Annotated in this window: 13 protein-coding genes and 1 pseudogene; 11 read left to right on the top strand and 3 right to left on the bottom strand. The window is 71.3% G+C overall.

The features are described 5' to 3' along the window. Positions 1-335 precede the first annotated feature (335 nt). The 4 genes from dnaK to ACPA54_RS13380 are packed head-to-tail and all read left to right on the top strand — an operon-like array spanning position 336 to position 4,518. Positions 336-2,189 carry a molecular chaperone DnaK gene (dnaK, locus tag ACPA54_RS13395; protein WP_423529272.1) on the top strand — a complete coding sequence of 618 codons (1,854 nt, stop codon included), beginning with the start codon at positions 336-338 and terminating at the stop codon, positions 2,187-2,189. Further along, positions 2,186-2,809: a nucleotide exchange factor GrpE gene (grpE, locus tag ACPA54_RS13390; RefSeq protein ID WP_423529271.1), complete on the top strand. Its 624-nt coding sequence runs from the start codon at positions 2,186-2,188 to the stop codon at positions 2,807-2,809. Before dnaK ends, grpE begins: the two co-directional genes overlap by 4 nt. A gap of 37 nt (positions 2,810-2,846) precedes the next feature. Then, entirely contained in the window at positions 2,847-4,025 is a 1,179-nt protein-coding gene (gene dnaJ / locus ACPA54_RS13385; protein ID WP_423529270.1) for a molecular chaperone DnaJ, read from the top strand. A 1-nt stretch (position 4,026) separates the two neighbouring features. Further along, on the top strand, positions 4,027-4,518 hold the full coding sequence (locus ACPA54_RS13380) for a heat shock protein transcriptional repressor HspR (RefSeq protein ID WP_423529268.1): 492 nt from the start codon (positions 4,027-4,029) through the stop codon (positions 4,516-4,518). 58 nt (positions 4,519-4,576) lie between these two features. On the opposite strand, the gene ACPA54_RS13375 is transcribed toward ACPA54_RS13380, so the two are convergent. After that, entirely contained in the window at positions 4,577-4,918 is a 342-nt protein-coding gene (locus ACPA54_RS13375; RefSeq protein WP_423529266.1) for a hypothetical protein, read from the bottom strand. Positions 4,919-5,020: 102 nt separating this feature from the next. Then, positions 5,021-5,458 carry a pyridoxamine 5'-phosphate oxidase family protein gene (locus ACPA54_RS13370; RefSeq protein ID WP_423529264.1) on the bottom strand — a complete coding sequence of 146 codons (438 nt, stop codon included), beginning with the start codon at positions 5,456-5,458 and terminating at the stop codon, positions 5,021-5,023. Between the two features lie 177 nt (positions 5,459-5,635). Here ACPA54_RS13370 and clpB point away from each other — a divergent pair, with 177 nt between their 5' ends. The 5 genes and pseudogenes from clpB to ACPA54_RS13345 all read left to right on the top strand — a co-directional run bounded on the left by clpB (position 5,636) and on the right by ACPA54_RS13345 (position 11,032). Further along, positions 5,636-8,248: an ATP-dependent chaperone ClpB gene (gene clpB / locus ACPA54_RS13365; RefSeq protein ID WP_423529263.1), complete on the top strand. Its 2,613-nt coding sequence runs from the start codon at positions 5,636-5,638 to the stop codon at positions 8,246-8,248. Between the two features lie 96 nt (positions 8,249-8,344). Beyond that, positions 8,345-8,602: a type II toxin-antitoxin system Phd/YefM family antitoxin gene (locus tag ACPA54_RS13360; protein WP_423529852.1), complete on the top strand. Its 258-nt coding sequence runs from the start codon at positions 8,345-8,347 to the stop codon at positions 8,600-8,602. 30 nt (positions 8,603-8,632) lie between these two features. Continuing rightward, positions 8,633-8,944: pseudogene (locus ACPA54_RS13355) on the top strand (citrate/2-methylcitrate synthase); the annotation flags it as partial. A 53-nt stretch (positions 8,945-8,997) separates the two neighbouring features. Next, a complete protein-coding gene (locus ACPA54_RS13350) occupies positions 8,998-9,543 on the top strand; it encodes a SigE family RNA polymerase sigma factor (RefSeq protein ID WP_423529261.1) in 546 nt (181 codons plus the stop codon). 154 nt (positions 9,544-9,697) lie between these two features. Continuing rightward, positions 9,698-11,032 (top strand): hypothetical protein, encoded by a 1,335-nt coding sequence (locus ACPA54_RS13345; RefSeq protein WP_423529259.1) that lies wholly within the window; start codon positions 9,698-9,700, stop codon positions 11,030-11,032. 65 nt (positions 11,033-11,097) lie between these two features. Here ACPA54_RS13345 and ACPA54_RS13340 read toward each other — a convergent pair whose 3' ends face one another. Next, a complete protein-coding gene (locus ACPA54_RS13340) occupies positions 11,098-11,463 on the bottom strand; it encodes a cupin domain-containing protein (RefSeq protein ID WP_423529257.1) in 366 nt (121 codons plus the stop codon). 70 nt (positions 11,464-11,533) lie between these two features. On the opposite strand from ACPA54_RS13340, the gene ACPA54_RS13335 reads away from it, so the two are divergent. Continuing rightward, positions 11,534-12,616: an RNA ligase (ATP) gene (locus ACPA54_RS13335; RefSeq protein WP_423529255.1), complete on the top strand. Its 1,083-nt coding sequence runs from the start codon at positions 11,534-11,536 to the stop codon at positions 12,614-12,616. Between the two features lie 136 nt (positions 12,617-12,752). Continuing rightward, positions 12,753-13,235: a type III secretion system chaperone family protein gene (locus ACPA54_RS13330; protein WP_345674150.1), complete on the top strand. Its 483-nt coding sequence runs from the start codon at positions 12,753-12,755 to the stop codon at positions 13,233-13,235. Positions 13,236-13,365: the final 130 nt, after the last annotated feature.

Below are 13,365 nucleotides of genomic sequence, written 5' to 3'. Positions count from 1 at the left end.
ATCTCTGTCACGGCGCCCGGGTTGCGGTGCACCGCTGATGTGACGACCCGTCAGTTTTCCTGTCGACATGCTGCCAGGCCCGGCGCCCTTCTCTCGACGGACCCCCTCTATTGGGACTGCGTTCTCCCTCACTCTTACACCGCGCCGCGAGCAGCCTTCGCACCGCACCGCGCGCCACTCTCCCGGTTGTCCCTCCTGCGGCCGACCCGAGCAGTAAAGTTGAGTCGGGAATACTCAAGCGGTTTGACGCCGTTGAACCGGTCGTTCATCCTTGAGTGCGTATCGCTCAACCCTGCCAGTACCCGTGACTCGGAATACCCCCGGAGGACCCCAACATGGCACGTGCGGTCGGAATCGACCTCGGTACGACGAACTCTGTCGTCAGCGTTCTCGAAGGCGGCGAATCGACCGTCATCACCAACGCGGAGGGGTCCCGGACCACACCGTCCGTGGTGGCCTTCGCAAAGAACGGCGAGGTGCTCGTCGGCGAGGTCGCCAAGCGCCAGGCCGTCACCAACGTCGACCGGACGATCCGTTCGGTCAAGCGGCACATCGGTACGGACTGGACCGTCCAGATCGACGACAAGAAGTACACGCCGCAGGAGATCAGCGCCCGCATCCTGCAGAAGCTGAAGCGCGACGCCGAGGCGTACCTGGGCGAGAAGGTCACCGACGCGGTGATCACCGTCCCGGCGTACTTCAACGACGCCGAGCGCCAGGCGACCAAGGAAGCCGGCGAGATCGCGGGCCTCAACGTGCTCCGCATCGTCAACGAGCCGACCGCCGCCGCGCTGGCGTACGGCCTCGACAAGGGCGACGAGCAGACCATCCTCGTGTTCGACCTCGGCGGCGGCACCTTCGACGTGTCGCTCCTGGAGATCGGCGACGGCGTGGTCGAGGTGAAGGCCACCAACGGCGACAACCACCTCGGCGGCGACGACTGGGACCAGCGGATCGTCGACCACCTCGTCGCGCAGTTCAAGAACGCGCACGGCGTGGACCTGGCCAAGGACAAGATGGCGCTGCAGCGCCTGCGCGAGTCGGCGGAGAAGGCCAAGATCGAGCTGTCCAGCTCGAGCGAGACCAGCATCAACCTGCCGTACATCACCGCGTCGGCCGAGGGCCCGCTGCACCTGGACGAGAAGCTGACCCGCGCGCAGTTCCAGCAGCTGACGCAGGATCTGCTGGACCGCGTGAAGGTGCCGTTCCACAACGTCATCAAGGACGCCGGCATCCAGCTGTCGGAGATCCACCACGTCGTCCTCGTCGGCGGTTCGACCCGTATGCCGGCCGTCGCGGACATCGTGCGCGAGCTGACCGGCGGCAAGGACCCCAACAAGGGCGTGAACCCGGACGAGGTCGTCGCCATCGGCGCCGCGCTCCAGGCCGGTGTGCTCAAGGGCGAGGTCAAGGACGTCCTGCTGCTCGACGTCACCCCGCTGTCCCTCGGTATCGAGACCAAGGGCGGCATCATGACGAAGCTGATCGAGCGGAACACGACGATCCCGACGAAGCGCTCGGAGATCTTCACGACGGCCGACGACAACCAGCCGTCCGTGCAGATCCAGGTCTTCCAGGGCGAGCGCGAGATCGCGAACTACAACAAGAAGCTCGGCATGTTCGAGCTGACCGGTCTGCCGCCGGCGCCGCGCGGCGTCCCGCAGATCGAGGTCACGTTCGACATCGACGCGAACGGCATCGTCCACGTGTCCGCCAAGGACCTCGGGACGGGCAAGGAGCAGTCGATGACCATCACCGGCGGCTCGGGCCTGCCGAAGGACGACATCTCCCGCATGATGCGCGAGGCCGAGGAGCACGCCGAGGACGACAAGAAGCGCCGCGAGGACGCCGAGACCCGCAACCAGGCGGAGCAGCTCGTCTACACGACGGAGAAGTTCCTCAAGGACAGCGGCGACAAGGTGCCGGGCGACGTCAAGTCCGAGGTCGAGGCCACCCTGGTCGAGCTGAAGGACGTGCTCAAGGGCGACGACATCGCGCAGATCCGCGACGCCGCGGAGAAGGTCGCCACGACGAGCCAGAAGCTGGGTTCCGCGATGTACGCGGGCGCGCAGCCGGGCGAGCCGGGTGCGCCGGGGGCTTCCGCGGGTAACACTGCGGGTGCCGCCGACGATGATGTCGTCGACGCCGAGATCGTTGACGAGGACAAGCGTGAGGGTGGTGCTGCGTGACGGAGGGGACGCACGGCTTCCCCGAGGAGCCGGTGATCCGCGACAAACGGCGCATCGATCCCGAGACCGGTGAGGTGCGCGGCGCTTCCGCGCAGGACGGGGCCGCCCGCGAGGGCGGTCCCGCCGCGGAGCAGGCCGGCGGCGGGTCGGCCGAGCTGGCGGAGGCGCGTGCGCAGGTGGCCGAGCGCACGCTCGACCTGCAGCGCCTGCAGGCGGAGTACGCGAACTACCGCAAGCGGGTGGACCGCGACCGGCAGGCCGTGGGCGAGCAGGCCGTGGTCAAGGTGCTGACCGAACTGCTGCCGGTGCTCGACGACATCGGCCGGGCGCGCGACCACGGCGAGCTGTCCGGCGGGTTCAAGTCGGTGGCCGAGTCGCTGGAGTCGGTCGTCGCGAAGATGGGCCTGCAGAGCTTCGGCAAGAAGGGCGAGCCGTTCGACCCGGTGGTCCACGAGGCGCTGCTGCACAGCTACGCGCCGGACGTCACCGAGCCGACGTGCGTCGAGATCCTGCAGCCCGGTTACCAGTTCCGCGAGCGGGTCATCCGGCCCGCGCGCGTGGCGGTTGCCGAGCCGGCGGACCCGGCGGACGCGCCGGCAGGCGAAGCGGACAACGGCTGAGCACGGGGCTGGACACCACGAAGGGAGGCGGGGCGCCGTGAGTACGAAGGACTACCTGGAGAAGGACTTCTACAAGGTTCTCGGCGTCCCCAAGGACGCCGGCGCCGCGGAGATCAAGAAGGCGTACCGCAAGCTCGCCCGCGAGTACCACCCCGATGCGAACAAGGGGGACGTCAAGGCGGAGGAGCGGTTCAAGGAGATCTCCGAGGCCTACGACGTGCTCGCCGACGAGAAGCGGCGCAAGGAGTACGACGAGGCCCGCGCCTTGTTCGGCAACGGAGGGTTCCGTGCGCCGGGCGGGGCCGGCGCCGGCAACTTCCCGTTCGACTTGGGCGACCTGTTCGGCGGTGGTGCCGCCGGGCAGGGCGCCGGGGGCGCGGGGGCGGGCGGCATCGGCGACTTGTTCGGCGGCCTGTTCGGCGGCGGGCGTACGGGTGCGCGGCAGCAGCCGCCGCGGCGCGGCCAGGACGTCGAGTCCGAGGTCACGCTGAATTTCTCGGATGCGGTGGACGGCGCGACGGTGCCGATCCGGCTGACGAGTTCGGAGGCGTGCCGGCACTGCAACGGGACCGGCGCGGCGGCCGGGACGATGCCGCGGACGTGTCCGACGTGCAGCGGCACCGGGCAGACCAGCCGCAACCAGGGCGGGTTCGCGTTCTCCGAGCCGTGCCGGGACTGCAAGGGCCGCGGCCTGATCGTCGACGACCCGTGCATCGTGTGCCACGGCAGCGGGCGGGCCAAGAGCGCGCGCACCATGCAGGTGCGGGTGCCGGCCGGCGTGCAGGACGGGCAGCGGATCCGGCTCAAGGGCAAGGGTGCGCCGGGTGAACGCGGCGGGCCCGCGGGCGACTTGTACGTGGTCGTGCATGTGCGTCCGCATCCGGTGTTCGGTCGGAAGGGCGACAACCTGACGGTGACGGCGCCGGTGACGTTCCCCGAGGCGGTGCTGGGCGCCGAGGTGACGGTGCCGACGCTCGGCGGCGCGCCGGTGACGCTCAAGCTGCCGGCGGGTACCAAGAACGGAGCGACGCTGCGGGTCCGGGGCCGCGGTGCGGCCCGCAAGGACGGCACCCGGGGCGACCTGCTGGTCACGGTCGAGGTGCTGGTTCCGCAGGACCTCGATGCGAAGGCGCTGGAAGCGTTGGAGGCCTACCGGGTCGCCACGTCGACGGAGGACCCGCGCGCGAAGTTGATGGAAGCCGCGAAGGGAGCGTGACATGAGAGCGGACGGAGGGGGGCCGCGGGGCGGAGTTCCGGGCGGCCGCGGCGGGCTCGGGCCCGGCGGGCCGTACGAGCTGAACGATGTCACGCCGGTCTACGTGATCTCGGTCGCCGCCCAGCTGTCCGGTCTGCACCCGCAGACGCTGCGCCAGTACGACCGCCTCGGCTTGGTCTCGCCGGACCGGGCGGCCGGTCGCGGGCGGCGGTACTCCGCCCGCGACATCGTGCAGTTGCGCGAGGTGCAGCGGCTCTCCCAGGAGGAGGGCATCAACCTCGCGGGTATCAAGCGCATCCTCGAACTGGAGAACCACGTCGAGGCGTTGCGCATGCGCGTCGCCGAGCTGGAGGCGCAGGTCGCCGAGGCGGGCACGGTGCAGGCGCAGCGGGAGGCCGCGGTGCACGCGTCCTACCGGCGCGATCTGGTGCGGGTGCAGCCGCAGGGCACCGCGCTGGTGGTGTGGCGCCCGAAGCGGGGCCGCGGGGACTGAACCGGTGTCGCGCGTCGCTGCGGGGGTGGCGTGTGGGGCTGCCGGGTAACTCCGGGTCTCAGCGGGTGCCGAGCCGGTCGGCGGCGTCCGCGAACCAGGTGTCGACTTGGGTGCGGTCGTAGCCGCGCCGCACGATGGTGAGGCCGTTGGCCGCGCCGTCGGCCCGCAGTTGCGCGGTGTCGACGGTGGACCGGCTTCCGGCCAGGGCGCGTTGGACCTCGGCGACGCGGGCGTCGACTTGGGCGCGGTCGTAGCCGCGGCGGACGAGGTCGAACTCGGGGGATTCCGGGGGGTCCGGGGATTCCGGGGATGCGACGGATGAGGGCGCGGGTTCGGCGGAGGCCCGCCTGGCGGGGACCGCCGTCGGGTCGGTGTCCGTGCCGCGTTTCCACCACGCCATTGCCGATCTCCCGCCCGAGTGTGCCGCCGTGCGCCGGACCGGAGCGACTGTACGCCGCGGGGACGGTTGCCGGGAGGCCCGGTGCCGCCCGATGGTGGGTGCTCAGCCGCGGCCGAGCGTGCGCGTTACCCGGATCTCGATGACCACCCGGTCGGGGTTGGCGCGCGGCGTGCGGTAGCGCTCGGTGTAGCGGCGTTCGGCGTCGGCGACCGCGGCCGGGTCGTCGACGACCACGGCGATGCCTTCCAGGGTCGCCCAGCGGGCGCGGTCGACCTGGCAGACGGCGACCCGGGCGCCGGCCGGGCCCGCGGCGGCGACGTTGCGGGCTTTGCGGCTGGTGCGGCTGGTGATGACCCGGGCGATGCCGGTCTCCGCGTCGTAGGTCGCGCCGACCGGGACGACGTGCGGGGTGCCGTCCGGGCGGAGTGTGGTCAGCGTGCACAGGTGGTACTCGCGCCAGAAGGCCGCGTAGGCCTCGGAGGCGTCGGGCGACTCGGAAGCCTGGTCGGTTCCGGCGGGTGCGGTCGCGGCGGTGGTCATGCGGCGACGGTAACCGGGGCCTGCCGGGCGGCCGCCGCGGGGGTCGTCGGCGCCGGAAAATCGGGCCGTGTTTCTCTCCCTCCAGAAAGTTGAGCGGAATACACTCAACTTTGGCCGGCGTTGTTCCAGGCAGCAACGCAAACCCGTCGTCGTCAGCAAAGGAGTCGCGTCGCGCACATGGATGCCAACAAGCTCACCACGAAGGCCGCGGAAAGCCTGTCCACGGCGGTCCGCAAGGCGGCGGTGTCCGGGCACCCCCAGGTGGAGCCCGCGCATCTGCTCGCGGCCCTGCTCGAACAGCCCGAAGGCACCGCGGTGCCGCTCCTCGCCGCGCTCGGCGTCGACGCGGCCCGGGTGAAGGCCGAGGCCGACCGGGCGCTCGACCGGCTGCCCCGCGCCCAGGGCTCGACCGTGTCCGCGCCCCAGCTCGCCCGCGAGACGCTGGCCGCGCTGGAGGACGCCGGGAGCCGCGCCGACGCGCTCGGCGACGCGTACGTCTCGACCGAGCACCTGCTCGTCGGGGTCGCCGAGTCCGGCGGCGCGATGGCCGACCTGCTCAAGGCGCACGGCGCCGGGCCGCAGGCGCTCCTCGACGCATTCACCAAGGTCCGCGGCAGCGCCCGGGTGACGTCGCAGGACCCGGAGAGCACCTACCAGGCGCTGGAGAAGTACGGCCGCGACCTGACCCAGGAAGCCCGCGACGGCAAGCTCGACCCGGTGATCGGCCGCGACGCCGAGATCCGCCGCGTCGTCCAGGTGCTGTCCCGGCGTACCAAGAACAACCCCGTGCTGATCGGCGAACCCGGCGTCGGCAAGACCGCCGTCGTGGAAGGCCTCGCGCGGCGCATCGTGGCCGGCGACGTGCCCGAGTCGCTGCGCGGCAAGCGGCTGATCGCCCTCGATCTGGGCGCGATGGTCGCGGGCGCGAAGTACCGAGGCGAGTTCGAAGAGCGGCTCAAGGCCGTGCTGACCGAGATCAAGGACAGCGACGGCGAAGTCGTCACCTTCATCGACGAGCTGCACACCGTCGTCGGTGCGGGCGCGACCGGCGATTCGGCGATGGACGCGGGCAACATGCTCAAGCCCATGCTCGCCCGCGGCGAGCTGCGCCTGGTCGGCGCGACCACTCTCGACGAGTACCGCAAGCACATCGAGAAGGACCCCGCGCTGGAGCGCCGGTTCCAGCAGGTGCTGGTCGGCGAGCCGAGCGTCGAGGACACCATCGCGATCCTCCGCGGCCTCAAGAGCCGCTACGAAGCCCACCACCAGGTCCAGATCGCCGACGCGGCCCTGGTCGCCGCGGCCACCCTCTCGGACCGCTACATCACCGCGCGGTTCCTCCCCGACAAGGCGATCGACCTGGTCGACGAGGCCGCGTCCCGGCTGCGCATGGAGATCGACTCGTCCCCGGTCGAGATCGACGAACTCCAGCGCTCCGTCGACCGCCTGCACATGGAAGAGCTGGCGCTCGCCAAGGAGTCCGACCCGGCGAGCAAGGAGCGGCTGCAGAAGATCCGCCGCGACCTCGCCGACCGGCAGGAGCAGCTCAGCGGCCTGACCGCGCGCTGGCAGCAGGAGAAGGCCGGGCTCAACAAGGTCGGCGAGCTGAAGAAGCAGCTTGACGACCTGCGCGGCGAAGCCGAACGCGCCCAGCGCGACGGCGACTTCGAGTCCGCGTCGAAGCTGATGTACGGGCGGATCCCGGAGCTGGAGCGCGAACTCGCCGACGCTTCGCACACCGCGGAATCCACGGCGCCCGCGTCGATGGTCAAGGAGGAAGTCGGCTCGGACGACGTCGCGGACGTGGTGTCGTCATGGACCGGAATCCCCGCCGGGCGCCTCCTGGAAGGCGAACGCGGCAAGCTGCTGCGCATGGAGGACGAGATCGGCAAGCGCCTGATCGGCCAGAAGTCGGCCGTGGCGGCGGTGTCCGACGCGGTGCGCCGGGCCCGGTCCGGCATCGCCGACCCGGACCGGCCGACCGGCTCGTTCCTGTTCCTCGGCCCGACCGGCGTCGGCAAGACCGAACTCGCCAAGTCCCTGGCCGACTTCCTGTTCGACGACGAACGCGCGATGGTCCGCGTCGACATGAGCGAGTACGCCGAGAAGCATTCGGTCGCCCGCCTCGTCGGCGCGCCTCCCGGCTACGTCGGCTACGAGGAAGGCGGCCAGCTCACCGAGGCCGTGCGCCGCCGCCCCTACACGATCGTCCTGCTGGACGAGGTGGAGAAGGCGCACCCGGAGGTCTTCGACGTCCTGCTCCAGGTGCTCGACGACGGCCGCCTCACCGACGGCCAAGGCCGCACCGTGGACTTCCGCAACACGGTGCTGATCCTCACCTCCAACCTCGGCTCGCAGTTCCTCGTCGACCAGACGCTGGAACCCGCCGACCAGAAGGCGCGCGTCATGGACGTCGTGCGGATGGCGTTCAAGCCGGAGTTCCTCAACCGGCTCGACGACATCGTGGTGTTCGACGCGCTCGGCACCGGCGAACTCGCGCACATCGTCGACCTGTCCGTCGCCCGGCTCGGCGCCCGCCTGGCCGACCGCCGGATCAGCCTCACGGTGACCGACGCCGCCCGCGAGTGGCTCGCCCTGACCGGCTACGACCCGGCCTACGGCGCCCGCCCGCTGCGCCGCCTCGTGCAGACGTCCATCGGCGACCGCCTCGCCCGCGAACTCCTCTCCGGCGAGGTGTCCGACGGCGACACCGTCGTCGTGGACCTGGACGAGTCGCGCGACCAGTTGACGGTCACGCCGCAGCGGGAGAAAGCCGCGAAGACGCTGTAGCCCCGAGAACCGGTCGGGCCGTGAGGCAAACGCCTCGGGCCCGACCTTCTTTTGTGCACTCACTGTAAGAAAGATGCAGAAGTGTACAGTTGATACCTGACCGAGATACTGACGATTACCGAAGCCCGCGCCCAGTTCGGCACGTTGGTCCGGCGTGCGGCGCACGGCCACGAAGAGACCGTGATCACCGACCACGGCCACGTTGCGGCGGTGATCGTCAATGCCGCCGACTTGGCCGAGCTGCGGTACCAGCTCGAAGAGGCACGCGCCGTCGCGGACCACGACAAGAGTCGTGCCAAGGGAACAGCGTCCTTCCTGCCGCACGACGAAGTACGAAGGCGGCTGGGGTTGTGACGCATCGGGCGGTACCGCGTGATGGTCGGGATCGAGTTCGCGGGGCAGGTCGAGCGTGAGGTCGTGGACGTGCTCGCGGAACTCAAGCCGGGCCGGGAACTGCACACGAACGTGGAGTTCTGGGCGGGGGTGGTGATGGAGCTGTGCGGGCTGCCGCGGACGATGTTCACGCCGACGTTCGCGGCGAGCCGGGTCGTGGGGTGGACCGCCCACGCGCTCGAGCAGGCCGCGGACAGCAAGATCATCCGGCCGTCCGCGCGGTACGTCGGCCCGCCGGCGCCGCAGCCCGTCCCGGCCGTGCGTCGACCGGGAACCGCCGGAAAATCCGGGCGGGGGGTGTAACGCGGAGGGGCGAACGCCGCATCTCCGATATGTGACCACAGCGGGGGAGGCCCATGGCGGACCAGCCGCAATACCCCACGCCGTCCCGGCAGGAGCGGCGTGCCGCCGCGGACGCGGACTACCTGGAGTTTGCGGCCGCGCGCAGCCCGTCGATGATGCGGATGGCCTGCCTGCTGACCGGCGACTGGCATCTCGCGGAAGACCTCGTGCAGGAGACCCTCGGCAAGGTCTACGTCTCGTGGCGCCGGGTCAGCACGGCGGACTCGCCGAAGGCCTACGCCGACGCGATCCTCATGCGGACGTTCCTGTCCTACCGCCGCAAACGCAGCTCCGGCGAGCTGCCGACCGGGGACATGCCGGAAGGCGGCTACGAAGCCGACGACCCCGGCCTGCGCATGGCGCTGCTCGACGGCCTCGCGCGGCTCTCCGCCCGTGACCGTGCGGTGCTCGTGCTGCGGTACTGGGAGGACCGCTCCGTCGAGGAGGCCGCCCGGGCGCTGGACATGACCGCGCCCGCGGTACGCGTGCAGTCGCTGCGCGCGCTGCGGCGGCTCCGGGCCCTGCTGGGCGACCAGCTGCCGGAGCTTGCCCGGCGGTGAGCGGCCGCACGATCCGCTCTGCCAGGATCCGCTCGGATTCACCCAGATATGCCCGGATCCCCTGTGATCTGCCCAGATATGCCGCGTCCTGCACCCGCGGCGGGCAAGACGACCCGAACCACCCGACCTTCGGACCGGAAGACGGTGACTGTGCATGTCCGATCCCCGTACGCGAGGCGAACCGGTGCCCGGTGACCCCGCCGACCCGGTGGAGAGTGCCGCGGACCGGGAGTTCGCGGCCCTGCTGCCGGGCGCACTGCGCGGTGCGGCCGAGGCGTTTCCGCCGGTCGGGGTCGATCTGGCGGGGCGCGGGTGGACCCGCGGGCGGCGCCTGCGGCGGAACCGGAACCTGCGGGCCGGCGCGGCCGCCGCGGCGGTGGTGGCGCTGATCGGCGGCGGCGCGTACGCGCTCGGCGGGGTCGGCGGCCTGGGCGACGACCCGCCGGTTTCGGTGGCGTCCCAGGGGTCGGCGGTGCCCTCGTCGACGCCTGACGGGCCCGGTCCGATGACCGCGGACCAGCTGGTCGCGACGCTGAAGGGCGTGCTGCCTTCCGGCGGCACCGCGACCGCGGGCATCGGTCGAGGGACACAGCAGGACCCCACCGCGTACTACGCCGGAGGCTGGGCGGAGCTGCTCTACGGCAACGCCGACGGCGCGAGCCTGGTGCGGGTGTCCCTCACGAAGGCGTTCGGGCTCCGGTCCTGCGGGCCGGAGCAGGTCGAGCCGGGCATGAGCTGCGAGGCGACCCCGTTGCCCGGCGGGACGCTGATCACCATGCGGCGTGCCGTGCCCGGTCCCGCCGCCCGGAACGGCGCCGGGCAGGTGCGCGCCGAGTTCGTCCGACCGGACGGCTCGTCGGTCGTGGTCTCCGCGGTCGCAGTCGGGCAGAGCCCGGACGGAAAGTCCGCGCCGAAACTCGTCGTGTCGGCGGAGCAGGTCGCCGCCATGGCGCAGGACCCGGTGTGGCAGTCCGCCGCCGCATACGTGGCGCAGTCGACGTCCGCCGCCGACCCGCGTACCGCGAGCCTGGCCGCCGATGCCGGCGCGATGCTGAAGCTGCTGCGGTCCCGGCTCCCGCAGACGCTCACCACCACGGAGGAGTACCGGCAGCCGGGCTACGTCGCGCTCCAGCTCGACGACGGCAAGGGCGGGTCGTTCCTGGGCGTCAATGTGCGGGAGGGGCAATTCGGGGGTCCCGCCCTCACGTGCGCTTCCCACGCGATTTCGTGCACGTCGTCGATGCGCCCGGACGGCACGCGGTTGAACGTCATGGAGGTGCCCAACGACAAGGCGGGGACCTGCCGCGTGTGGCTGACCGAGGCACAGCGGGCCGACGGCATGGTCGTCAGCGTGCGGCTGGTCGGCTCGTCGGCGGAGGCGCTGGCCCCGACCCGGCTGTCCCCGATCCTGACGCCCGAGCAGCTTCGCGAGCTGGCCGCCGATCCGGCCTGGGCGACGCTGCCACAGGTCACCACTCCCGGCCGGTGACGGGGGTGGAGACCTGAGGCGCCCGCACCCCGCACCCCGCGGCCCTCAGCCGCCCTCAGGCACCCTCACTCAGAGTCCCGGTGCACCGTCTCCGGGGCGAAGCCCGGCAGGCACACCGCGATGTAGTCGGCGCCGTCCTCGCCGCGGGTGCTGTAGCGGACCCACTCGCCCGCTTTGGTGTGGATCCCCTGCCCGGCGGCGACCTCCCGGACGCCGCCCGCGTACTCGACGGTCAGCACGCCGCGCAGCACCACCGTGTACTCGTCGAACTCGGGCGTCTGCCCCGGTTCTTCCCAGCCGCCCGGCGAGGACATGTGGGCGATGCTCACGCCCCCCTCGCCGGTGTTGACCCGGCCGACGTACTCGCGGATGACCTTCGGAATGTTGCCCGCGGCCTCGACGACCGTCGGCTTCTCGATGAATTTCGGCATGCCGCCATCTTCACCCGAAGCCGGGGAAAACCGTTGGCTGGGTGCTCTGTCCGGGTGTCACCCTGCGGGCATGTCCACACTGAAGGTCACCGCGGAGCGGTTGACCGTGCACACCCATCCGAACGCCGACGCACTGGAGCTCGCGCAGGTCGGCCTCTACCGGGCTGTCGTGGCCAAAGGGCACTTCCGGGACGGCGATTGGGCCGTCTACATACCCGAGCAGTCCGTGCTCCCGGACCCGCTCGTCGACGAACTCGGCCTCACCGGCAAGCTCGCCGGGTCGGCGCACAACCGGGTCAAGGCGATCCGGCTGCGCGGCGAACTCTCCCAGGGCATCGTCTGCCGGCCGCGTGCCCTCGACGGTGTGGACCTGGCCGCCGCGCACGCCGAAGGGCGCGACTTCGCCGCCGAACTCGGCATCGTCAAGTGGGCGCCGCCGATCCCCGTGCACATGAGCGGCGACGTCGCGTCCGCCGCCGACCTGCTGCCGTGGATCGACATCGAGAACATCAAGCGCTACCCCGGCATCTTCGCCGCGGGCGAGCCGGTGGTCGCCACCGAGAAGATCCACGGCACGGCCTGCCTGTACACGCGCACCCCGGACGGCGAGTTCGTCTCGTCCAAGGGGTTCGGTGCGAAGAACCTCGCGCTCAAACGCGACGAGAAGAACCTGTACTGGCGGGCGGTCCTCGGCCACCGGGTTCCGGAGGCCGCGGCCAAGCTCGCGGCGATCTTCGGCGCGGAGCGCGTCGGGATCTTCGGCGAGGTCTACGGGCAGGGCGTCCAGGACCTCGCCTACGGTGCCAAGGCCACCGCGGAGCTGCCCGGCTACGCCGTGTTCGACGTGTCGTTCTCCGACGCGACCGGCGCGGTGCGCTGGGTCGACGCCGAAGACCTCGCGGGCGTCCTGGCCGGCCTGTCGGTCCGCCTGCCGACCGTGCCGCGGCTGTATGCCGGGCCGTACGACGAGGCGGCGCTGGTCGCGCTCGCGGACGGCCGCGAGACGGTGTCCGGGACCGCCGCGCACCTGCGCGAAGGCGTCGTAGTGCGGCCCGCCCGCGAGCGGCGCAGCGACGTCACCGGCTCGCGGGCGATCGGCAAGCTGGTGTCCGACGCCTACCTGACCCGCAAGGGCGGCACCGAGTACGAGTGAGCCGCGCCCGGCCGCAGGGGGCCGGCTCGTGCACGTCCGGGCAACGCCCGGTGACGGCGTGTGAGCGGACTCACGGTGCGTCCCGACATGGGGGAGGATGGCCGTGAGACGTCAGCAGAGGAAGACTGAGGAAGACATGAGCATCGACCCGTCCTCGATCCCGAGTGCCAACTTCGTGCCCGCGGCCCCGGTCATCCGGCCGAGCCAGGAGCTGATCAAGCAGGTGCTGACCGAGCTGGAGGTCAACCACTTCGTCGACGAAGAGGGCGATATCGGCGCGCCGTGGGAGGGCTTCCGGATCTACTTCATGCTCAAGGGCGAGAAGTCCGAGATCTACACGATCCGGATGTTCCTCGACCGCGAGTTCGACGTGACGGACAAGCCCCGGGTGCTGGAGATCCTGGACGACTGGCACCGCCAGTACTTCTGGCCCAAGGCCTACACCCACGTCCACGACGACGGCCGGCTGCGCATCATCGCCGAGTCCCAGCTCGACCTGGAGCCCGGCATCAACCGCGAGCTGTTCGTCTTCACCACGCGTGCCTGGATCAGCACGTGCATCTCGTTCAACCAGTGGCTCAACGCGCAGCTCCCCCCGGCGGAGACCCCGGAGGCCTGACCGCACGCAGTCCGCAGTCCGCAGTCCGCAGCCCCGGCGCCGCCGAGCGCCGGGGCCGCGGTGCGTCCGCAGGCCGTTCGACGGTGCCTGCGGGGCTTTGCCGAGCCGTTTGCCGGGCTCTCGGGCGGAG

Origin of the sequence: Uniformispora flossi, from assembly GCF_049534875.1 — a bacterium.
Classification (GTDB): domain Bacteria; phylum Actinomycetota; class Actinomycetes; order Streptomycetales; family Streptomycetaceae; genus Yinghuangia; species Yinghuangia aomiensis.
This window is presented reverse-complemented; position numbering and strand designations above follow the sequence as displayed.